Origin of the sequence: Arcicella sp. LKC2W, from assembly GCF_034931005.1 — a bacterium.
Classification (GTDB): domain Bacteria; phylum Bacteroidota; class Bacteroidia; order Cytophagales; family Spirosomataceae; genus Arcicella.
Map to the genome: position 1 here is coordinate 1 of NZ_JAYGIN010000020.1, position 23,550 is coordinate 23,550.

General features: G+C 35.4%; 22 protein-coding genes. 11 read left to right on the plus strand and 11 right to left on the minus strand.

Annotated features, from left to right (window positions below):
• The 5 genes from VB796_RS16445 to VB796_RS16465 form a co-directional block, all read left to right on the plus strand.
• Positions 1-1,023 (plus strand): efflux RND transporter permease subunit (locus VB796_RS16445; protein WP_323347660.1); only part of this gene is annotated, 1,023 nt, incomplete at its 5' end.
• Complete coding sequence (locus VB796_RS16450) at positions 1,016-2,458, plus strand: TolC family protein (protein WP_323347661.1); 1,443 nt, start codon at positions 1,016-1,018, stop codon at positions 2,456-2,458. The genes VB796_RS16445 and VB796_RS16450, both read left to right, overlap by 8 nt.
• 140 nt (positions 2,459-2,598) lie before the next feature.
• Positions 2,599-2,958 carry a hypothetical protein gene (locus VB796_RS16455; protein WP_323347662.1) on the plus strand — a complete coding sequence of 120 codons (360 nt, stop codon included), beginning with the start codon at positions 2,599-2,601 and terminating at the stop codon, positions 2,956-2,958.
• Positions 2,959-2,964: 6 nt separating this feature from the next.
• Positions 2,965-4,140 carry a hypothetical protein gene (locus VB796_RS16460; RefSeq protein ID WP_323347663.1) on the plus strand — a complete coding sequence of 392 codons (1,176 nt, stop codon included), beginning with the start codon at positions 2,965-2,967 and terminating at the stop codon, positions 4,138-4,140.
• Between the two features lie 23 nt (positions 4,141-4,163).
• On the plus strand, positions 4,164-5,069 hold the full coding sequence (locus tag VB796_RS16465) for a YEATS-associated helix-containing protein (RefSeq protein WP_323347664.1): 906 nt from the start codon (positions 4,164-4,166) through the stop codon (positions 5,067-5,069).
• A gap of 75 nt (positions 5,070-5,144) precedes the next feature.
• On the opposite strand, the gene VB796_RS16470 is transcribed toward VB796_RS16465, so the two are convergent.
• The 5 genes from VB796_RS16470 to panC all read right to left on the minus strand — a co-directional run bounded on the left by VB796_RS16470 (position 5,145) and on the right by panC (position 8,920).
• Entirely contained in the window at positions 5,145-5,837 is a 693-nt protein-coding gene (locus tag VB796_RS16470; protein WP_323347665.1) for a zinc metallopeptidase, read from the minus strand.
• A gap of 4 nt (positions 5,838-5,841) precedes the next feature.
• Positions 5,842-6,318, minus strand: a complete 477-nt coding sequence (gene rfaE2 / locus VB796_RS16475) for a D-glycero-beta-D-manno-heptose 1-phosphate adenylyltransferase (RefSeq protein ID WP_323347666.1) — start codon at positions 6,316-6,318, stop codon at positions 5,842-5,844.
• A gap of 140 nt (positions 6,319-6,458) precedes the next feature.
• Entirely contained in the window at positions 6,459-7,448 is a 990-nt protein-coding gene (locus tag VB796_RS16480) for a lysylphosphatidylglycerol synthase transmembrane domain-containing protein (RefSeq protein WP_323347667.1), read from the minus strand.
• 96 nt (positions 7,449-7,544) lie between these two features.
• Positions 7,545-7,892 (minus strand): aspartate 1-decarboxylase, encoded by a 348-nt coding sequence (panD, locus tag VB796_RS16485; RefSeq protein WP_109743636.1) that lies wholly within the window; start codon positions 7,890-7,892, stop codon positions 7,545-7,547.
• Positions 7,893-8,080: 188 nt separating this feature from the next.
• Entirely contained in the window at positions 8,081-8,920 is an 840-nt protein-coding gene (panC, locus tag VB796_RS16490; protein WP_323347668.1) for a pantoate--beta-alanine ligase, read from the minus strand.
• Positions 8,921-9,291: 371 nt separating this feature from the next.
• Here panC and VB796_RS16495 point away from each other — a divergent pair, with 371 nt between their 5' ends.
• The 4 genes from VB796_RS16495 (at position 9,292) to VB796_RS16510 (ending at position 14,662) form a co-directional block, all read left to right on the plus strand.
• Complete coding sequence (locus VB796_RS16495; protein WP_323347669.1) at positions 9,292-10,101, plus strand: glycogen/starch synthase; 810 nt, start codon at positions 9,292-9,294, stop codon at positions 10,099-10,101.
• Positions 10,013-11,575, plus strand: coding sequence for a DUF4270 family protein (locus VB796_RS16500; RefSeq protein ID WP_323347670.1), 1,563 nt, complete (start codon positions 10,013-10,015; stop codon positions 11,573-11,575). The genes VB796_RS16495 and VB796_RS16500 overlap by 89 nt, the downstream gene beginning before the upstream one ends.
• Positions 11,576-11,779: 204 nt before the next feature.
• On the plus strand, positions 11,780-13,615 hold the full coding sequence (gene glmS, locus VB796_RS16505) for a glutamine--fructose-6-phosphate transaminase (isomerizing) (protein WP_323347671.1): 1,836 nt from the start codon (positions 11,780-11,782) through the stop codon (positions 13,613-13,615).
• 150 nt (positions 13,616-13,765) lie between these two features.
• A complete protein-coding gene (locus VB796_RS16510; RefSeq protein WP_323347672.1) occupies positions 13,766-14,662 on the plus strand; it encodes a phosphodiester glycosidase family protein in 897 nt (298 codons plus the stop codon).
• A gap of 64 nt (positions 14,663-14,726) precedes the next feature.
• Here VB796_RS16510 and VB796_RS16515 read toward each other — a convergent pair whose 3' ends face one another.
• The 4 genes from VB796_RS16515 to VB796_RS16530 form a co-directional block, all read right to left on the minus strand.
• Positions 14,727-15,500, minus strand: coding sequence for a DUF4397 domain-containing protein (locus VB796_RS16515; protein WP_323347673.1), 774 nt, complete (start codon positions 15,498-15,500; stop codon positions 14,727-14,729).
• 25 nt (positions 15,501-15,525) lie between these two features.
• Positions 15,526-17,070, minus strand: coding sequence for a SusD/RagB family nutrient-binding outer membrane lipoprotein (locus VB796_RS16520; RefSeq protein WP_323347674.1), 1,545 nt, complete (start codon positions 17,068-17,070; stop codon positions 15,526-15,528).
• A 79-nt stretch (positions 17,071-17,149) separates the two neighbouring features.
• On the minus strand, positions 17,150-20,266 hold the full coding sequence (locus tag VB796_RS16525; protein ID WP_323347675.1) for a SusC/RagA family TonB-linked outer membrane protein: 3,117 nt from the start codon (positions 20,264-20,266) through the stop codon (positions 17,150-17,152).
• 128 nt (positions 20,267-20,394) lie between these two features.
• Positions 20,395-20,583: a hypothetical protein gene (locus VB796_RS16530; RefSeq protein ID WP_323347676.1), complete on the minus strand. Its 189-nt coding sequence runs from the start codon at positions 20,581-20,583 to the stop codon at positions 20,395-20,397.
• A 405-nt stretch (positions 20,584-20,988) separates the two neighbouring features.
• Between VB796_RS16530 and VB796_RS16535 the strand changes: the two genes are divergently transcribed.
• Positions 20,989-21,732 (plus strand): DeoR/GlpR family DNA-binding transcription regulator, encoded by a 744-nt coding sequence (locus VB796_RS16535; protein WP_323347677.1) that lies wholly within the window; start codon positions 20,989-20,991, stop codon positions 21,730-21,732.
• Between the two features lie 131 nt (positions 21,733-21,863).
• Positions 21,864-22,886: a 3-dehydroquinate synthase gene (gene aroB / locus VB796_RS16540; RefSeq protein ID WP_323347678.1), complete on the plus strand. Its 1,023-nt coding sequence runs from the start codon at positions 21,864-21,866 to the stop codon at positions 22,884-22,886.
• Positions 22,887-22,944: 58 nt separating this feature from the next.
• Here the strand turns inward: aroB and gatC are convergent, their stop codons facing one another.
• Positions 22,945-23,229 carry an Asp-tRNA(Asn)/Glu-tRNA(Gln) amidotransferase subunit GatC gene (gatC, locus tag VB796_RS16545; RefSeq protein ID WP_323347679.1) on the minus strand — a complete coding sequence of 95 codons (285 nt, stop codon included), beginning with the start codon at positions 23,227-23,229 and terminating at the stop codon, positions 22,945-22,947.
• A 98-nt stretch (positions 23,230-23,327) separates the two neighbouring features.
• A complete protein-coding gene (locus VB796_RS16550; RefSeq protein WP_170117760.1) occupies positions 23,328-23,504 on the minus strand; it encodes a hypothetical protein in 177 nt (58 codons plus the stop codon).
• Positions 23,505-23,550 lie beyond the last annotated feature (46 nt).

Here is a 23,550-nt window from a genome sequence, read left to right on the forward strand (position 1 = left end):
CCCGAAATCAAAGAAGCATTTTCCAGTTTTAACCCCAATTTCCCACAATACATGATTCACGTTGACCAAGACATGGCAGCGAAAAAAGGGATTTCGGTAGATGCAGCGATGAGTAATTTACAGTCCTTGATTGGTAGTTTTTACGCCACCAACTTCATTTTGTATGGTCAAATGTACAAAGTAATGATTCAGGCAGACCCCAAATATCGTGCTTTGCCCGAGGATATTATGAAGTTACGAATCAAGAATAAAAACGGTGAAATGGTTCCTTACGCTATTTTTAGCAGGATTGAGCGAGTGTATGGGCCCGAACAATTGACTCGCTACAATATGTATGTATCCGCTATGCTTAACGGAGAAGCCGCCAAAGGATACAGTTCTGGCGATGCCATCCGAGCCATTGAAGAAGTCGCCAAAACAGAATTGCCCCGTGGTTACGCCTACGAATGGTCGGGCATGACTCGGGAAGAAGTACTTTCTGGTAATCAAGTAATTGGCGTTTTTATCATCTGTTTAATATTCGTTTACCTTTTACTTTCAGCTCAATACGAAAGTTTCTTGTTGCCACTTCCCGTCATTTTATCCTTGCCCGTTGGGATTTTCGGCTCTTTGTTTTTCTTGTATTTATTCGGATTAGAAAACAACATTTATGCTCAAGTGGCCATGGTCATGTTGATTGGACTTTTGGGTAAAAATGCCATTCTGATTGTAGAATTTGCCGTTTTGCAACAGAAGCAAGGCAAAACATTACTCAAAGCTGCCGTGGGTGGAGCAGTAGCTCGTTTCCGACCCATTTTAATGACCTCATTTGCCTTTATTGCAGGTTTAGTACCGCTGATGTTTGCCTCGGGGGCGGGAGCAATTGGTAACAAAACCATCGGAACGGCAGCGGCAGGAGGAATGTTATTCGGGACAATATTTGGCGTAATTGTTATCCCAGGATTGTACGTGATTTTTGCAGGAATGGGCAAGGGAAAACGAAAGAAAAAAACTACTAAAACTATTGAAGAAGCGTATGTATAAATATAAAAGCATTTATTTCGTAGTCATAATAATGCTTTTGGGAGCGTGTAAAATCAAGCAAGAAATACCCCAAAATCGTCCATTATTGGCTATGCCCCAAAAGTTTATTGCCAAGCAAGACTCATCAGCGATAGACTTACCAACGATAAAATCCTTCTTTTCGGATTCAACCTTAGTGGCTCTGATTGATACCGCTTTTACCAATAATTTTGACCTGCAAATGACCCTGCAAAAAATTGAGATTGCTCGGGCAGGCGTTCGATTTACCCAAGGTTTAGGCAAGCCAGATTTAGCCGCTAACGTTACGATTGGACAGCGGAAATTTGGGAATTATACCGTTGATGGCGTAGGAAATTATGATACCCAGTTTTCAACCAATATTAACGAAAAGCAACAAATTCCAGACCCCATAATTCCCGATTATTACTTAGGCGTTCAATCATCTTGGGAGATAGACATTTGGGGTAAACTCAAAAGTCAGAAAGCATCGGCGGCGGCAAAATTATTAGCCAGCCAATCAGGTAAGAATTTAGTAGTCAGTGAATTGGTGGCTCTGATTACCTCGGCGTATTATGAATTATTAATCTTAGACAATGAGTTAGATTTCCTCGAAGAAAACATCATTTTACAGGAAAGAGCCGTTGAAATTACTCGTGTTTTGAAACAAGCAGGGCAAGCCAATCAATTAGGCGTGGACTTATTAAATGCCCAATTATTGAGTTCAAAAGCCCTTAAAATAGAGGTAAAACAGGAAATTGTAGAAGCCGAAAGCAAATTGAATTTCTTAGTAGGACGTTATCCGCAAGCCATTATTCGTCAGAAAGTCGCATGGGCCAAAGTAATTCCTCCGAAATTAACGGTAGGCATTCCTTCCCGTTTGCTCGAAAACCGCCCCGACATCAAACAGGCAGAATACGAACTTTTAGCCACCAATGCCAATTTATTTACGGCAAAAGCAGCGTTTTACCCATCATTAAATCTCACAGGTGGGCTTGGTTTGCAGTCATTTAAAGCACTTTTGTGGTTAAATCCTGCTTCATTGGCGATGAATACCTTTGGTGGATTAACGGCACCCTTAGCCAACAGAAGACAAATAATTGCGGATTTGATGGCATCAAAAGCCGACCAAAAAATGGCTTATCTCAACTACCAAAAAACGGTCGTTAACAGTTTTACAGAGGTTTATAACCAATTGAATTTAATACAAAACACCAACGAAATGTACGACTTGAAAGTACAAGAAGTAGATGTATTAAGACTATCCATCAACAACTCGGCGGAGCTATTTCGGTCGGGAAGGGCAACATATTTAGAGGTAATCACCGCCCAAAAGAATGCCTTACAATCTCAGATAGAATTAATTAATCTCAAAAAACGTCAGTATAGTGCCGTGATTGGATTGTACAAATCTTTGGGGGGAGGATGGAGAAAATAAAATGTTGAGTGAAGATTTGACGAATTGACCGTATAATAAGAATTTTGTTAAGTAATTGAAGCCAAGCCATTTAGGTTTGGCTTTTTTAGTTAGGTTTGGATGAAAATATCTGATTATTTAACAATTTAAAAAATAATAACATGGCAAGTACAAGACAATATTTTTATAATGTAGATGATAGTAGCAGTCCAGTAACTATTGAAGTAAGTATTTTTGGACAACCAGGCGTTATAAGTGTTCATCTTGAACAAACTAAAATTGGGAATACAGAAACTAATCATTTCCCAAAAACTTATATAGGAGTAAATAATAGTTTAAAATCAAAAACATTAATGATAGTGACAGAAATTTTTGACATTGACCCTGAAGGTGATGACGCAAAAGTAGATGTAAAACTCACAGGAGGATTAATAGATAGGATAATTAATGAACCTGTTATAATTCCAACTGACAAATCAATATTGCTTGTTTTCTTTATCACTTTTAGAAAAATAAATTAACATATCATGAAAAAAGTATTTACAATCACAGTATTTTTATTTTTAATACAAAATACCTTTGCTCAAGATACTGATAAGAAAAGTTCAGATAGTTTAACAATAAATATGTTAAAAGCCCCTTCGACTCCTGCATTGCTTCTAATGGGATTAGAAAGTTCAAATATTGAGAAACCTACAGATGTTACGGACTTTGCAGTCATCCTTAATAATGCTACCAATGGATTTAGTGCAATACCCAGAACTTTTGCTATGCAATTTGCCCCCATCTCAATTTTGAAGAAGAATAAGTTTCGATTTGACCAAACAATTAGTAATAACCCAATTGAGAATTTCAATCAAAGTTTTTTAATTTCAATTGGGTTCTCGAAAAGTGATAGTGCAAAAAAGAAAAATGATCAGTTAGGTTTAGGAGTGAAGTTTTCACTTTTTAGGGGGCAACTGAGTAAAGCAACAGAAAATGAATTAAATAATAGATATGTGTTGTCTAAATTTAAAGTTGACCAAATTGGTACTCTTATATTAAACGATTCCATTTGTAAAAGAATAACAAGTCAAATAAGTCAATTAGATGAGATTAAAGACTCTGTAAAAATTAAAAAACTAAGTAATATTCGTGATAAAAGAGTTTCTGAATTAGATAGTCTTTTGTCATTATCATCCGAGAAACAAAATATTACAAAAAAGAACGCTTTTAAAAAATTATCTGAATTATCCTTTAAGCGTTATGGTTTTAAGACGGATATTTCTTTAGGATATATTTATGATTTTTTTCATGAGCGTTTTGATAGTTCCAAAGTCACAAAAATTGGGGTTTGGGCAAATTTAGGCTATGAGTGGGAAAAAGATTATAGTATCTTGGGTGTTGCAAGATATTTGAATGAGTATGATTTCAAAACTACAAAAAATATTTCCAGTGTAGATTTTGGTTTTCGCTTTATAAAAAGTGGACTTATAGATGATAAGCTTTCTTTATCAATAGAAAGTATTTGGAGAAATCAGACTAATGCTGAAACAGGTAATGCTAAGCATACAAATCGATATGTTTTTAATGCGGAGTATCAAGTTTCTGAAAACCAATTGCTTACAATTTCGTTAGGAAAAAACTTTGATAGAACTAATATCAAAGATGGAAATTTAATAGCGGCATTAAATTTTATTGCGGGTTTTGGTGCTAAAAGATAATCATTCTATAAACTCTTCATTTCATGAAAACAGACACAATCCCCATCACAAAAGACTCTCTGAAAGCATTATTAGAAATTTCAAAGAAATATACGGCTCAAAATCAGAGTTTTGATTGGGTGAACTTTTGGGCAATTATTACTTTTATTATCGTTTCTGGGGTAATAGGAGGATGCGTAAATTATTATTATAATTTAAAGAAAGATTCAGAAGGTAATGATGGTAATACTTTATTCCGTTCCGTTATTGTAGGAATAGGAGCTTCTATAATTGTACCTATTTTCTTGGAAATAACTCAAAGTCGTATTTTAGATGGTTTGCAAAATCATAAATTGAATGACTGTATTCTTTTTATCAGTTTTTGTGTTTTAGCAGCAATTACTTCTACTCGCTTTATTTCGACAGTTTCTGACTCAGTCTTGAATAGGGTAAGTAAAGCGGAAGATACTGCAAAGGAAGCTAAACAAAAAGCAGATACATTGGTAAAAGCGACTGAACAAAGAGGAGGAACACAAAAAATTACTGAAACTACAAAACAGATTATTGAAGCATCAGGGATAGAAAATAAACCTGATGACTTAGACGACCCGTGTAAAGGAAAATTTGGACGTAGTCGAGAAGATGAAAATTATAAAATTTCAGTAGATAAAATTGCTGACCCCAGTATAAAAGGGTGGTATAATCTTACGTATAAAGTTTTTGCGAAAGATCCTTCTAAAGTAAAGTTAGAAGGTCAGGTAAGATTTCATCTACATCCTACCTTTAAGCCTGATGTAGAAACAGTTGATGTAGTAAATGGAGTAGCAAAATTAAAGAGAGTTGCTTGGGGAGCTTTTACGATTGGCATAGAAATTTTAAGCACAGGTACAAAATTAGAATTAGATTTAGAAGACGAACCTGATTTACCCGATGATTTTAAAAAACGCTAATTTTACTTTCCCAAATTGATAATCTAATCCATCTCAAAAAAAGCCAACCCATTACAGATTGGCTTTTTTGTATTTCTAATCATTACTTCGTCTCCCTGACAATAAACTCACATAATATAGCAATTGGGCTAACATACCCAAAGCCGCTGCTACGTAAGTCATGGCTGCCCACCAAAGTGCGTCTTTTGCTCCGTCTTGTTCTGGTTGAGTTACCATGTTTTTGGATTCCATCCAAGCTAAGGCTCTGCGTGATGCATCAAATTCTACGGGTAAGGTCACAAAACTGAAAAGTGTTGCTAAGGCAAACATCGCAACTCCAATAGTCAAGATTAATTTGTTACCTGTCGAATATAAAATCATCATTCCAATCATTAAAGCAATGGGCATGAAGTTGTTGGCAAGGTTCAAAACGGGAACCATTGAGCTACGAAATTGTAACATCGAATACGCCACAGCGTGTTGTACAGCGTGTCCACATTCATGAGCGGCTACGGCTGCTGCTGATACGCTTCTGCCGTGATACACATCTGGACTAAGATTTACCGTTTTGTCTGATGGATTATAATGGTCAGTCAATTGTCCTTCTACGGATACAATCCTTACATCAAAAATATTATTATCTCTCAACATTTTCTCGGCAATCTCTCTGCCCGAAAGTCCATTTTGTAAACCGACTTCTGAGTATTGCTGAAATTTACTTTTTAAACGCCATTGCACAAACATTCCAATTCCTGCAAAGACAAACGTGATTAAATAGATTCCTATCATTTTCTTAGATTGCTTTAATTTTTTCTATTAAACTGGTTGTTGAATATCCTTTTACTAAGGGAATTGTTTTTACTTCGCCTCCTTTTGCTATAACAAAATCTGCCCCTACAATAGTTTCAATGGAATAATCGTCGCCTTTTACTAAAATATTAGGTTTTACCGTTTCGATTAATTCCAAAGGGGTTGGCTCATCAAAAAGTACAACGGCATCTACAAATTCAAAAGCTGCCATCATTCTTGAGCGTGCATATTCGTTTACTACGGGGCGAGTTTCGCCTTTTAATCGTCTGACGGAAGCATCAGTATTTAAGCCTAAAACTAATTTTTGACCCAGATTACGAGCTTTTTCTAAATAGTCTATATGTCCTAAATGTACTATGTCAAAACAACCATTGGTGAAAACAATTTTTTGCCCTTCCAACTGCCACTTTGCTACTTGTTCAGCAACTGATTCTCGTGTATGTATTTTATGTTCTGTCATAATTATTTTAGAGATTAGATGATAGAGGTTAGAGAACAGATGTTAGAGATTAGATGATAGATGTTAGATTACAGAGGTCATATGATAGATTGGTGGAATTTTTTTTACCAATCTATCATATGACCTCTGTAATCTATTCTCTACTTACTTGTTTTCTTATTAGTAAATATCGAAATGATAAAAATTATTAAACCAATCACCAAAGTCGCCAACATTTGAGAACTCTGAACGAATGTCGAAAGTGTACCTGCATCGTCTTTTGAAAGTCCGTACATCGTTACAAAAACAGGCGAAACGATTGCTGTTACCGTTCCTGCTCCACCTGGTGATGGTAAAATCATTGCCAATGCTCCCGAAACCAAAAAGGTTAAACCTGCAATAGGAGGTAAGTTAGAAAACTTTGGAATGGCAAAGAAAAGTACGTATCCCATCAACCAATACATTCCCCAAATTATGACGGTATAAAACAGAAAAAGTTTCGGATTTTTTAAATGTCTAATGCTTAATAATCCATCTAAAAGTCCTTTTAATTTTTCAAAAACTACTTTCACGATTGATATTTCAAGTATTTTTTTACGGAAAATAAAAAGAATCATGCCAGCAAAAACAACCCCAATTAAAAGGAAGAATAATAGGTTTGATTTTCCGCCTTGATTACCGCTATTTTGAGCCAATTGTTGATTGACAAATGCCCAAAGTTTATCAAAATCAATAATAAAGTGAATTAATAATAAAACGAATAGTGCCACAACATCAAAAAGGCGGTCGGTAACAACCGTTCCCAATGATTTTTCAACAGGAATGTTATCACTTTTATATAACTGACTACAACGAGTTACTTCACCCAAACGAGGTACTAAATTATTGGCAAAATATCCTAACCAAACGGCATTATTGACATTAAAAAATGAAGGTTTATATCCAAGCGGCTCTAATAACATTTGCCAACGTGCCGCCCGACTTCCATGTGCCACAAATGTCAGAAGTACCATCAATCCCACCCACCAAAGATTGGCATGAGAAACATCTTCCCAGAGTTTGGTAGGATTGATAATTCCCGAAGCAATTGAGTACCAAATTAAGCCACCCCCAATTCCTAAGAAAAGAAGATACTGAAATGTTTTTTTCATAAAGGAGGTTTTAGTTGTTAGTATTTAGCTTTTGGCTGTCAATTTTACAGAAAAATAAAAGGATATTCCCAAATACTTCTGCTTAACCCCTAAAATTTAAACTAATCTATTATTACTGTCAGGGAAAACAAGATTTGGCTTGTGTTCCTTTGCCTCTTCGGGAGTCATGATACCATAAGCAATAATAATTACAATATCACCAACTTGAGCTCTACGAGCAGCTGCTCCATTCAAGCAAACAGTTCCAGAGCCACGTTCGCCAGTAATAACATAAGTCTCAAAACGCTCACCATTATTATTATTAACAATTTGCACTTTTTCGTTTTCAATAAGATTGGCAGCATCCATGAGGTCTTCGTCGATGGTTACACTTCCAACATAATTTAACTCCGCCTGCGTGATTTTCACACGGTGAAGTTTTGATTTCATAACGTGAATAAACATATTTTGATTTGATGTTTGGGATTCGATGTTTGATTTTCCTTTCAGATAAAAAAAGGGTATTAATTAAATCAAAGTACAAAGGTATTTAGAATTAATGATTCTATACTAAGCGAAAAGTAATTTGAAGAAGCGAATAAATTAATTTATAGATTCTTTAAATCATTTTTAAATTATTAATGTGTTGAACATCAAATGATTACATTGTCAATTAGCCGAGTTTTACCCATAAATGCGGCAATACACAAAGCTGTTTGTCCTTCCAAAAGTTGATTGATAGGTTGGAGTGTCTCAAAATCTGAGATTTCAAAATACTCTAATTCAATGCCATTTACGTTTGACAAATACTCGGTAACAAACTTTTGGGTTTCTGTTCCAGATTTTTTGTTTTTTAACAAATCACAGGCTTGTTGCAATGATTTATAGATTTCTGGAGCTAAATTTCTTTGTTCTGGGCTAAGGTTTCTATTTCTTGAAGACATTGCCAAGCCGTCAGATTCTCTCTGAGTTGGGCAAATATTTAAGGTCAATGAAAAGCTCAAATCCTTTACCAAACGGTTGATAACGGCACATTGCTGTAAATCTTTCTGTCCAAAATATGCACTATCAGGCTGAACGATATTGAATAGTTTTGATACCACAACGCCAACACCATTAAAATGTCCAGGACGAAATTTTCCTTCCATTACTCTTTCTAAATCTCCAAAGTCAAATTTTAGATTGGGTAATTGTGGATACATTTCCTCAACACTTGGAGCAAAAACGACATCACATCCTGCTGATTCAAGCATTTGACAGTCTGCCTCTAATGTTCTCGGATAGACTGCTAAATCTTGAGCATTATTAAATTGAGTAGGATTTACAAAAATGCTACAAACCGTAAGTTCATTTTGTTTTTTAGAGGCTTCAATCAACGACAAATGTCCATTGTGTAATGCTCCCATAGTTGGTACAAGACCAACAGATTTACCCGCAAGACGTTCTGATTTTAAAAAAACTTGGAGGGATTTTATTGTGTGAAAAACTTGCATTTTTATTTACGCTCGATGTTCTTGGAAATATACTAAAAGTGACCTTCGCTTTGGGTAATGTTATTTGAGTTTAAATAACTGATTTCTCACAAGAACGCAGAAACAAAACCAATAAGTCCATATAACGAAGCAATTTATTGTGGAATATCCGTATTTTTTTTATATTTTTGCATAATTTTTTACTTATATTTCTCTGCTTTGGTGTTAACAAAAGCATCAAGTTGACGAGTTATCAGGTTTTAGAGAAGTCTTACAAAAGTATTAAAATTACTTTTATAACAATTCAAATGACAAATAACGGTTCGCCGTTGAAATGATAATAAACGACTTAACACTTTTTAACAGCTGCAAAGCTTCTAACAACGACAACAATGTCTAAATTGCGTATCCTTTACGTTGCCAGTGAAGTTGACCCTTTTCTTTCTACGACCCAAGTCGCTGATTTTATCAGAAAATTACCCTCTGCTATGCAAGACAAAGGGTTTGATATCAGGATTTTAGTGCCACGTTTTGGGTTGATAAATGAACGAAAAAATCGCCTTCATGAAGTAGTCAGATTATCAGGTTTTACCGTGCCAGTTGGTGATTCAGATATGCCTGTTACTATCAAAGTAGCGTCATTACCTTTAGCAAGATTACAGGTTTATTTTATTGACAACGAAGACTATTTTCAAAGAAAATACGTTTTCACGGACAAAGAAAGTAAGTTTTATGAAGATAACGACGAAAGAGCAATCTTTTTTTGCAAGGGAGCTTTAGAAACCGTTAAGAAATTAGGTTGGTCACCAGATATTGTTCATTGTAGCGACTGGATGACGGCACTAATTCCTTTGTATCTGAAAACGACTTACAAAAGTGACCCAATTTTCAAAGATTCAAAAACCGTATTTTCAGTTTTTGACAATAGTTTCGAACATAAATTTCAATTTGAGGGACTTTATGAAAAAGTTAAAAATACCAATATTGAAGATGAAATGTTAGGTAGTTTAGCTTCAGCAGATTATGAAGGATTTATGAAAATTGGCATAGAGTATTCTGATATAGTTATAACGACAGAGGAAGAAGTAACAGAGAAATTTAACACTATTTTTAATGAATTACCTGACAAAAAATTTGAGTACGTTTCTGAAACAGATATCGACGGTTTTTACAATCTTTACACAGCGTTGGTGGGCGAATAAAAGCCTACTAACGAGTATCATTCTCTTCTTTTGTATTTCTTTGACTGCTTGCGAAGACCCACAAGAAATTGGCTCTGATGTTTTTGTGCAAGATATTGGAATATTATTTACCGATACATTAACAGTAGATGCTTCAACGGTTTTGTTGGATTCTGTTGCAACAAGTAATACCTCAAATCTTTTAGTTGGGCGTTATATTGACCCCAAACTTGGTTTGGTAGAAGCAAGTAGTTATTTCCATATTGCAAATGCAGATACACTTTATTCGAGTGTAGATACGGCAGGTAGAAAAAATGTTACTTGGTTGAAATATCCAAGTAAAGTAGATTCTATCCGTTTTATTATGCCTTATACGCTTTATCAAGGAGATACTTTACAGCCTCAAACGTTTAATTTGACACAATTGTCGGATGATGCTTCTTTAGATGCTACATTGTCGTATTATAGAACATCAACAGCTCCTTCATTGAAATCTACTTTGTTGGGACAAGCTAAAAATGTACGAATTAGACCTGTTAAGGATAAAAATATTATATCTGGAACGAGTAGATTTGATACCCTCAGAATCCCAATTACTGACCCTACTTTTGTTAATTTCATCGCTTCTCAGCGAGATTTACAAAGTAGCAAAGACAATGTTTTAATTGGAACTGGATTTAGAAATAAAATCAGAGGTTTGGCTTTAACTTCTGAAAGTGCCAAGAATGCAGCAATATTAGGAATTTCGTCAGATTTATCTGTGCTAAAAGTGTATTATCATTATAAATACATTTATACATTAAGAAATGCAGCAAATACTGCTGATAGTATCCGAGTGACTGTTGATACCACTAAATCAAATAATCTTTATATTGGTTTATATACTTCTTCAACAGGAGCTGCACAAAATGCTCGTTTTGTCAAAATAACACCTACGAAAACGGGAACATTTACGAAATTAGAAAAAGGTGGAGATATTGTCCCTGCTTCTTCAACAAGTAATGAAGTAGTAGTGCAAGCGGCAACTGGATTAGGGGTAAAATTGAATTTCCCAACTTTAGCAAAATTAAAGAACGGAAGAGACGTGGCTATTAATAAAGCAGAATTGGTTTTAGAGCCAAATGATAATACAGGATTGTCATTGCCGTCTGACCTTGTGATTATTGAAAGTACGCCAGCCAATCGTCCATTAAGAACAACTACTACGGGTGAAGGAACAATTTATTTTGTGTCTGGCGAAAGTTATTCAGCTGCTTATGTAGCCAAAAGTAATACTTACACTTTTAATGTAACAAGTTCATTACAAAATATCCTTTCAGGAAGAAATAAGTCAAATGGTTGGTTGTTATCATCAACCTCATTTGTGACTAATTCTTCAACTGGAACTCGTTCACCTTCTTCAAGTAAAAATATTGTTAGTCCAACGCCAGATAGAGCAGTTTTTAATAACAGTAAAATGAAATTGAAGATTTACTATACATACGTTGCAAAATAAAAGAATTGATATTTTACTAAAATAATCTGAAGCGGAGGTTCATAATCTGAAATCTCCGCTTTATTTTTGTGGCAATATATTACTGATATTAGGGGTGGGTTTTAGGTTTTAAAGGTTAGGGCTGTAACGTATTATTAATCAATACATTATGGCATAATCAAAATAAACTATAATTTTACTTCTTTAACCAAGAACTAAAAGCTTATGTGCGGAATTGTCGCTTATGTTGGGCATCGTGAAGCCTATCCATTAATTATCAAAGGATTAAAACGTCTTGAATATCGTGGTTATGATAGTTCAGGAGTTGCATTGCTGAATGATGGACTAAATATTTACAAGAAAAAAGGCAAAGTAAAAGATTTAGAAGAAACGCTCATTGAAGCAAATCTGAAAAGTACAATCGGTATTGGGCATACTCGTTGGGCTACACATGGTGAGCCAAATGATAAAAATGCACACCCTCATTATTCTTCTGATTCAAGGTTAGCAATTATTCATAATGGAATCATTGAAAATTATGATTCTATTAAAAAGAATTTAATCAAGAAAGGACACGTTTTTTATTCGGATACAGATTCAGAAGTTTTTATCCATTTCATTGAAGATATTCAACAAAATACAGGTTGTTTATTGGAAGAAGCGGTTCGTTTGGCAATGAAAGAGGTTGTTGGTGCGTATGCCATTGTAATTATGGATGCTACCAATCCTTCTCAATTGATTGCTGCTCGTAAAGGTTCTCCTTTGGTAATTGGAGTAGGAGAGGGTGAGTTCTTTTTTGCCTCTGATGCCACGCCAATTATTGAATATACCAATGAAGTTATTTACTTGAATGACTACGAATTAGCAGTAGTTCGTGATGGTGAATTGACCGTTAAGAATATTGATAATATTCTACAATCGCCTTATGTTCAGACCCTTGAAATGGAATTGGAGGCAATTGAGAAAGGTGGCTTTGAACATTTTATGTTGAAAGAAATCTATGAACAACCTCGCTCTGTGGCAGATTGTATGCGTGGACGTGTAAATGCTGATAGTGGACATTTGATGTTGGGTGGTTTACGTGATTATATTGATAAATTAGCCAAAACTAAACGCATTGTTATTGTCGCTTGTGGGACTTCTTGGCACGCAGGTTTAGTAGGTGAATATATTTTTGAAGAATTAGCTCGTATCAATGTTGAGGTAGAATATGCTTCAGAATTCCGTTACCGTAATCCAATTATTAAAGAAGGAGATTTTGTAATTGCTATTTCACAATCTGGAGAAACGGCGGATACTTTAGCGGCAATTGAATTGGCAAAATCAAAAGGAGCAACCATTATCGGTGTTTGTAATGTAGTCGGAGCATCAATTCCAAGAGCTTCACACGCAGGAGCATATACTCACGCAGGGCCAGAAATTGGGGTAGCTTCTACCAAAGCATTTACCGCTCAAGTTACTGTTTTAGCATTAATGGCGATTGCTGTTGCTCGTAAAAAAGGTACATTGCACGAGGATACTTTCAGAAGATTATTGTTTGAATTAGAGAGAATTCCTTCAAAAATTGAGAAGGTTTTACAAGCTGATGAGAAAATTAAAGTGATAGCAGAACAGTTTAAGGATGCTCGTAACTTTATCTATTTAGGACGTGGTTATAATTTCCCTGTTGCTTTAGAAGGAGCATTAAAATTGAAAGAAATTTCATATATCCATGCTGAGGGTTATCCTGCCGCAGAAATGAAACATGGGCCAATTGCTTTAATTGACGAAGAAATGCCAGTTGTATTTATTGCAACGAAAGACAGTTCTTACGAAAAAGTGGTGTCAAATATTCAAGAAGTGAAGGCTCGTAAAGGAAAAGTTATTGCAATTGTAACAGAAGGTGATAAATTAATTCCAACGATGGCTGATTATACCATTGAAATTCCTGCGGCACATGACGCATTAATTCCGTTGTTGGCAACCATTCCATTGCAGTTATTATCATATCATATTGCAGTAATGCGTGGTTGTAATGTTGACCAACCAAGAAATTTGGCGAAATCAGTTACAGTGGAATAGGTTTTAGGTATGAGTTATGACGTAGGTAATAAGAAATTTCATCTAATACCTTATTCCTAAAAAGTGCCGTTTAATAAAAGTCTTCTGAAAAAATAATTTTCAGAAGACTTTTTCGTTATATTCGTTATTATCAATATTTCGCCTAAGTATATGAAGCGGTTATTAATGACTGCATACCTCCTTACCGTATTTTTTGTTACTTCTAATGCTCAAAATTACGCTGATTCACTGATGTTAAACTATGTCAGATGGTTCACTATTGATTTAGGAAATGGACTTCTTTGGAAAAGTTATCATTTTAATCAAAAAGAGCTATTTGCTTCCAATCAAAACATCAATATTCTTCAAACAAAACGTAATAATAAAGAATTGAAATTTGCTTTTGGTTCAGCCGATACTTATGTTTCAGAGGGAGACACACTGCGTAAATTGAAGCCTACCAGTTTGTTAGCTTTAGAAAACAATGCGTTGGCTGCTGTGAATGGAGGGTTCTTTAATACAAAGCGAGGAGGGGCGGTTGATTTTATTAAAATTAATAAGAAAATTCTTGATTCTGCTTCGTATAGACCAGATAGAATAATTCCAGAGCATAGTGTTGCCGCTATTACAATTGATGACAATAATCTGAAAATTGTAAAAGGTGGAGCAAAATTGTATTGGGAGAAATCTTTACCCGAAAATAATATATTAGTTACTGGGCCACTACTTATTCATAACAATGAGGAGCAAGAATTGAGAGTGAATGCTTTTAATGATAACCGTCATCCGAGAACTTGTGCCTGTATAACGAATGATGATGATTTATTGCTCATTACGGTTGATGGACGTAACGCAATGGCTCAAGGGATGTCTTTGCATGAGTTGACTTTTATGGCAAAAGCATTGGGTTGTAAAGATGCTGTAAATCTGGATGGAGGAGGCTCAACAACGATGTACGTAAAGGGTCAAAATGAAGATAGAGTGGTTAATTATCCGTGTGATAATAAACAATTTGACCATAAAGGAGAAAGGGCTGTAAGTAATGTGGTGATGATTTTGACGAAATAGTGGCTTGTTTTCGATGTTTGATGTTCAACAAGGAAACATCAAACATCGAAAAACAAGCATAAAATTATCTGTTGATATATGCGGTTAATCTTTCAGGGGCAAATCCTGTCCGTCCGTAAGTGAAAAATGTATAAATTCTACGACTTGTTGGATTAAAATTGTTAAGACTATATAACACCTTAGTCGTTCCTGCATCCATTACATCAAGCGTATCGCTAATGCTGGCAATTGGAATCTCTGTAAAATCGGTAATACCTTTATAGGCTACATTGGTAGCAATCTTTTTTTGTTGCCTTCTTGAAAATACATCAATTGGTTTGTTGCTTGCTGATACCACCACATTGGCAAAACGAACTGCATAATAATTTTCTTTAGGGTCGGAAATTTTGTCTTCTACCAACCATAATGATTGTTTTGGTGATTCTCCAATCATAAAAATTGTATAATATTTGCTTGCTTCTAAAGTCATTTTAGCAGAAAAAGCAGTGTCTCCTTTTATAGGATTTCCATATACGTTTCCAATTCTTCTGTCTAATAAAAAATTAAACGTAGTTGAACCCGTTTTCATTGAGGAATATGTTGAAGATACAGGAAATGTACCCAACGATGCAATAGCTGTACCGTTAAGTTTACTGGCATCTTGATAAATGTAAAAGCGAGTAACGCCAACTCCAGTAGCACCAGCGGGTACATTAGAAGTATAAGCATTGACAACCTTTACATTTGCACTATTAGGGTCTGCCAATGCCCATTGTTGATTGGCTTCGATAAGCGTTTTTTCGCAGGAAAATAGTCCTATACAAATGAGTGCCAAAGCGGTGAATGATATATATTTCATGTCGTATTTCGTTTTATGATGATTCTTAATTTTTGGTCGCAAAAAAAGTAGGAATAGTATGATAATCAGCATCAAGTCCTTTTACTTTTTTAAGAGCATCTACATTCCAGAGATATTCAGAATTATATCTTGGACGCACCCGATACGCATATTTGCCTAAATTGTCGGGATAATAATTGGTAAATGTCCATGTCGGAAATACATCAGGACTATATTGATAACGGCGTAAATCTACCCATGTTTCCTCAAAACCATGTCCCCAAAGAGCAATGTATTTTTGAACCATAATGTCTTTAATGGTAATTTCTGCCGATGTTTTTGGGCTAACCGCATTGATATAATTAGTAACATCTGTTGCCGTGAATGCCTTATAGCCTGTATAATTTTTGGTAAACATATCAAAACTTGCCTTGATACCTGCCTTTAGTGCTTCCAATGCCATCACTTTATCACCTTTTATTAGAGCTGCCTCAGCTTTAATAAATTGTAATTCGGCTAAGGTCATGATTGGGAATTTTGCATCGTTTTTGAAAAAAGAACGAGCATTGGCATCAGCACCACCTGCTGGGGCAGTCGTTGCTACAAAACCAAAAAAGTTATAGGTTTTACGGTTTGCGGGTAATGTTGTTGCTTCTCCTGCATTTACCGCAATTCCTCTAAAATTTCCGTCGGTACTTGGCGTAAATAAATAAGCCATGCGTGGGTCTTTTACGCCTGTATAAACGGTACCGTCAAGTAAACGAATGAAGAAATCCGTTGGGCGATAAGACGCTAAGTTGTTACGGCGTGGGCCATAGAAATTGGCATCGTCAGAAGCTGCTGCTCCATTATTGAATTTTACTAAAGCATCATCATCAATGGTTGTAAAAGCTGCGTTTACATTTTTGATAACTTCGTCGGGTTTATAATTTGCTTTTAATGAATAACGGTGCAAAAGTTTAGCTCTAACACCACTTACAAATTTTTTCCATTTCGAGATATTGCCTTCATAAAACCATTTATCTGCCAAGACGAAATCACTTGAAACTTGTTTTGAGGCTAACTTATTGAAATAAATATCCGCAGAGTCACAGTGCATTGCTACTCTTGCATAAACATCTTCTTGAGGGTCATATTCAAAGGTTAATTTACCTGTGTCAAAAGCTTCTCTCAGAATAACATCGCCATGATAGTCAGTTAGTTGTAGCCAAGTTAAAGCAAAAAGGGCATGACCAACGCCAATGTATTCATCTTTACCTTGTTTGCGGGCATCACGCATCATATTGATGGTATTTTGACCTAAATTCCAGTAATGAGTACGCCATTTTTCACCGCCATTGTCAGAGTTGGGGTCATAACCTTGTCTGTCCCAAGTAGCACCAGAGGTGGTAATTGTCCAGTTCTGAACATAACGTCCCAAAAAGCGAGAATCAAATTGAATGCCACGAGCTAAGTTGGCATACATAGAAGGCAGTACCTCCGCTGGTGTTACTTCGGTGGGAGCATTTGGGTTTTTAAATGCTTCGTCGATGTAATTTGTACACGACATCAATCCGAAGGTTAGTATGGTTAAAAGAAATATTTTTTTCATTTGTCTTTTATCTTTTATCAGTTAAAACATTGAACAAAATCGTTTTAACAATTCTTGATGAAATCTACTGAATTTGTGATTATTTGACTTTAAAGTCAGCTTTGATACCTACTGCAAAACCTCTTGGCGTTGAAGTAGAGAACCAGTCAATTCCAAAACCACCTATTCCTTGTGTTGAGGCATTATTGCCATTTACCGAAGGGTCAGCACCTGAATAATTTGTTAGGATAAATAAATCTGTTCCATTCACGAATACATTGGCACTTTCAAAGCCTAATTTTTGGACAAATTTTGTTGGCAGATTATACCCTAAAGAGATTTGACGCAAACGAAGCCAGCTTATATTTTTCTCCATAAATACGGAAGGATATACACGCCCATCTTGATAATATGTGGTGTATTGCGGATAAATCTGAATTGTATTTTTGGTAGGATTATCGGTTTCTTGCAATCCATCATTCAAAACACCAGGTATAATTTGTGGCGTTTCACGGTTTAAAGTAAGAGCCGTTTGTCCTTGTAAAGTCCGTGCATAGGCCGTTCCGTTCATAATGTCTCCACCTTTTTTGATGTCAAATAAGAAAGAGAAATTAAATCTATCAATGATAAAACCGTTGTTAATGCCGAGTGTGAAATCTGGATTACGGTCACCAATTTTTACGTAGTTTGGATTCGATAATGGGTTTCCTGTTGCTGGGTCAATTAATATTTGTCCTTTTGTATTTCTTAAATAATCCAAACCTGTAATGGTTGTCGTTGTTCCCCCAGGAATCAAACCATTTCTAAAACTACTCAAGAAAGTGTCAGAGTTGTAATATTCTGGAATGTTGGCTGGTAAATTCAACACTTCGTTCGCTGTTTTGGAAAAGTTGAAGGTTGTATTCCAGATAACATTTTTAGATTTAATGGGTTGTCCCGTCAAAACAATTTCAACGCCTTGATTACGAGTATCAGCTACATTGAGTGTAGCTAAAATAAATCCAGAACCATAACTCAAACGCACTAAACGCACAATTTGACCAATGTTTTTAGTATTGTAATAAGCCGCATCAAGTCCGAGTCTGCCACCAAAGAATTTTAATTCTGTACCAATTTCAAATGTTCTCTGGCGTTCGGGTAAAATACCGGGATTATTATTGGTAAAACCATAACCATAGCCCAAGCCACTGGTTAATTGTTTGGCATATACAGATTGCGAGTTGTATGGAAGAATGTCTTTTGCTGTTTCTGCCAATGAACCACGCAATTTGCCAAAAGTTAATACTTTACTTTTAGGAAGTAAGTCGCTGAAAACTAAAGCTAAACTTGCCGCAGGATAGAAAAATGAACGAGCTTGGATTGGCAATGTTGATGTCCAGTCGTTTCTGCCTGTTAGGGTTAGCGTCAACCACTTATCATAACTAAATACATATTCTCCAAAAACACCTTGTAATCTTCTGAGTGTGAGCGTGTCACGTCCTAAAGAACGGCTATCCAAATAGGTAGCAGGGTCGATAGTTCTTATTTCATTGACATAGGTTTCACTTCCAACTACTTGTTTGGTTAGGCGTTGTCCTCTTTTCGAGAAAGTTTCTGTTCTGAAATCATCAATTGCCGTTCCTACTCTTAAATCCATGCTAATTTTAGGTGTGACTTTTTTACTTGCACCTAAAATGAATACGCCACTCAAACCACGATATTGTTGTGTATAGTCTTCAATTTGTCCATTTACTGAATAGAAATCATTTGAACTTGGATGATAAAACGTATTTCCGTTCATGTTATAACCATCATAACTCATTTTGGCAATTACGTCTAACCAACTCAATGGTTTATAATTGATAGATAGGTTATAATTACGACGGTAGGTTACGTCAGAGCTTTTATTTTTGTTGACAGACCAGTATGGATTATCAATTTCTGCAAAATTTTCACTATCAAAAAATCTACGACGACTTCCATCAATATTGACATAATCGCTGGCATCATCCGTTACTGGCCAATACAAAAGACCTTGTAGAAAGCCACTTGTTCCTTTCAAAGCCTTCTGATTGTAACTATATGCAAAAGACCCTGTTGCAGAAATATTAAGATTATTGTTTGGCGTATTGTATGAAATGGTTGCTCTTGTATTGTATCGGTCATAGCCCGTATTGGGTACGGTTCCGTTTTGATTTACCGAACCAAACGAACCACGATACGTAAATCTGCCCTTTCCACCATTTACTGAAAGGTTATGACTGTAAGTGATGGCATCTTGGAAAAAGCTTTTAATATTATCGTAAATAGGAGTTCCTTCTGGAATTTTTGGACCAAATGCCAAACGGGTTTGGGTTGGAGCTCCGAATGTTCCTGTTCCATAAACAGTTTGCGTTGCTTCTGGAAACAAATAGGTTTGGTCAATTCTGTATGAATTATTATAAGAAATTTTCGGTTTGCCTGCTTGTCCTTTTTTCGTTTTAATAATAATGGCACCACTACCTGCATCAATACCGTACAGAGCCGTAGCTTCTGGCCCTTTCAATACTGTCAAACTTTCAATATCATTTGGGTTAATGTCCGACAAACGATTTGAAAAGTCATTATCTCTATTAGCACCATTTGAAGCCAATAAACCTTGATTAAAAGTTGAGTTATTAATTGGCAAACCATCAATTACGATAAGAGGTGAGTTATTGCCACTCAATGAGTTGAATCCACGCAATACCAAAGTAGAAGATGCTCCAGGTGCTCCAGAAGTAGAATTAATGGTAGCTCCCGCAATTCTTGATTGAAGAGCATTGAAGATATTTTCACGCCCAGTTTCGGCAATATCATCGCCACTAACTGTTTGTGTGGCATACCCTAAAGCTCTTTTGTTTTTATCTAAACCAAAAGCTGTTGTTACAACTACTTCATCTAATTCTGATGAAGAACTATTTAATGCGACATTAATAACGGTTTGCGTACCAATTTTTACCTCTTTTTTTTCAAAACCTAATGAATTGAAAACAAGCGTTACTCCTTCTTTTACGGCAATTTTAAAAGTACCATCGTTTGAAGTTGTAGTTCCACGAGTTGTTCCTTTAACCATGATACTTACACCAGGTAAAGAATTTTTGTCGGAATCAGTAACCTTACCAGTTACTTGTCTGTCCTGCGTCCATCCGATTTGGGTAGTACAAATCACTACACAAAAAAGAAGCCACATAAATTTGTTGAGTAGTAGTTTTTCCATGAAGAAAATGGGTTGTTTATTGAATTGAAGAGATAAAATATTAGGACTAATTTCTTATTTTTTACTTGAATTAACAAAGACAAAAACTTAAAAAAGGGCGAATTATGAAGCTCGCCCTTTTACCTGAATTAAGTTTGTATTGAAGTGTTGTACTCTTTAGTCATATTGAAATTATAATTATTGATTGCTCCAATCATGGGTTGACCATTAGAGTCAGCAATTTTTCCTTTGATGGTATAATTCTGTGCAATTGTTGCGAAAGACACAAACAAAAGCCCCAAAATGCCCAACAAAGCTGTGGTAATTTTTTTCTTCATGATTTTTGATGGAAAAATAGCGTTTCAATTAATAAACAGATGCTTGTGGAGGCACGTCATGCGATAAAAAAAGTCGAAAAGCATTATCTTCGAGACTTATTTCTAATATGAGATTATCGAAGGAGATGTCTTGTCAAATTGTAAATAATTAATTGAAATCTATTGAGTTATTAAATGGTTAAAGTTAGATGCCTGTTTGTGCCTATTTGTTTTATTGAGATAAATGAAACAGGCATATTATTGCAAATAGTTTAGTCGTTTTATGAACAAATATATCAAAAGTATTTAAAATTGTGTAAATTTATCTTAAAATTTTACCAATTATAAGTATTTACCACTAAAATAATTTTATTTTTAAATAAAAACCTGCACAAACACGCAATGATTGTTACCGAAAACAGAATAATGCTTAAAAAAGAGCGTCAAGCACAGATTATAAAACAGATAAATCTTCATAACAAAGTTTTATCTTCAGATTTGAGTTTGGAACTCAATGTTTCGGAAGATACCATTCGTCGAGACTTAAACGAACTTGCCCAAGAAGGTAAAATTGTGAAGGTTCACGGTGGGGCATTGTCAAAGTCTTACAACTTCACGGCAACCCAAGCAGAAACGTATGCTTATGATGAAAAACATATCATTGCCCAAAAAACAATTTCATTATTTCAGGACGGAATGACGATTTTATGCAGCGGAGGAACGACCATCAGAACTATTGCCAATCAATTGCCCGAAAACCTGAATGTTACTTTTTTTACGGTTAGTCCATTAATTTCTTTAGAATTGGTAGAACACCCAAATACTGAAGTAATTTTATTAGGTGGTAAATTGTCAAATACTTCAAAGATTAGCGTAGGGGGAGAAGTGGTTGCAAAAATCAATGAAATCAAGGCTGACTTGTGTATTTTGGGGGTAAATGGCTTTGATGAAGACGGCATTAGTGACTCAGATTATGAGATTGTTCAAGTGAAAAAGGCAATGATAAAAGCCTCCAAAAAAGTAGTTACGCCGATGATTTCTGAAAAACTAAACTCTTCTCTGCGTTTACAGGTATGTTCCGCTGAGGAGGTTGATTATCTCATTACAGAATTACCTCCAGAACATGAATTGTTGGCGGCTTTTCATCACAAGGTTAAACATATACTTTGATTTTTTGTATTTGAGATAGATTTTGCCTGTTCATTTGAGACGGTTCAAATAAAATTGGGTAATTTTGAGTCTAATATTTAATCTCGTAGCCAAAAAATCTTAGGATTTAATGACTTACAACTCAATTAACCATGTCTGTTACTATTTCTTCAATTTCGGAAAGCCTTCCCGCATTTTTAAATGCTAATCAATATACTAAAATTCAGGTAATTGCTGATGAAAAAACCTTTCGTCATTGCTATCCTGTGATTAAGCCTTTCTTGCCAAAACACAATTTAGTAAAAATTAAATCAGGAGAATCTGAAAAGCATTTAGGAACTTGTGAAGTTATTTGGCAAGCCATGACTGATAACGAATTAGACCGCCATAGTTTGGTAATTGATTTGGGCGGAGGAGTTATCGGTGATATGGGCGGTTTTTGTGCCTCAACTTATAAGCGTGGTATTGATTTTATCCAAATTCCAACAACACTACTATCGCAGGTAGATGCCAGTGTAGGAGGGAAGTTAGGTATTGATTTTCATGGTTTTAAGAATCATATTGGAGTTTTTCAAATTCCTAAGACAGTATTGATTGATGCAGATTTTCTTAAAACATTACCATTTAGCGAATTACGTTCTGGTTTTGCCGAAATCATTAAGCATTGTTTAATCATGGACGCTGAAAAATGGGAGGAGATTCGTAGAAAAGATTTTGAAGAACAGAATTTTACGGATTTAATTGCTCATTCAGTAGCGATAAAAGAGAAGATTGTAGAGGCAGACCCAACAGAAAAAGGTCTTAGAAAAATACTAAATTTTGGGCATACGCTTGGTCATGCCATTGAAACGTATTTTTTAGGAAAACCCAAATTACATTTACTTCATGGAGAAGCCATTGCCGCAGGTATGATTTGTGAAGCCTATATTTCCTTTGAGCGTGGTATGATTGACCAAAAATTATTGGAAAATATCGAAGAATTTATCTTCTCAGTTTATGGAAAAGCTACGATTAAAGAGTCGGATATTGAGCCAATTATCGCTCTAACTGCCCAAGACAAGAAGAATAAAGGAAAAGAAGTGCGTTTTTCTTTGTTGGAAGGTGCAGGAAAATGTACTTACGATATCGCAGTTTCAAAATCCGAAATGAAAAAGGCTTTGGAATATTATATGTAAAGTAACACAGACTTCAGTCTGTTTATAAGTACACAAACAGACTGAAGTCTGTGTTACTTTACTCCATCACCTTCGGAACTCTAAAGTATTCTCCATCTTGTTTCGGGGCATTTTTCAAACCTTGTTCACGGCTAATATTTGGAATGACTTTATCTTCACGCAAAGCATTGATTTCTAAACTCATGTGAGTTAGAGGTTTTACATCATCCGTATTGATTTCGTTCAATTCTTCCATCCAAGTAAGAACGGAGTTCAGTGAGTCCATCAATTCTTTTTCAGCAGTTTCTGGCATCTCCAATCGTGCGAGATGAGCTATTTTTTGTAGTGATTCTTTGTCTATCATATTTTTAGGTTGTAGGATTGAAGATTTAGAAATTAGGTTTCTGGTTTAGTTTTCAATTCCTAAACTCCTAACCCCTAATTCCTAATTCCTAATTCCTCTTATTCTCTATTTCTCAATTTCTTATCATCCATGTTTTTATTCAAAAACTCATTGATTTTTTCAATGTCAATCGTGCGATTGATTTCACCGAATGAGTTTATTGAAATATCAAACCCTTCCAATTCTTTATGAACCTTTGGAAGGTCTTCTTTTTTTACTTCTTTTTTCTTAGCCATTGTTAGTAGCACAGGTTATTAGCCTGTTTTTGAGTTCAAAAATCAT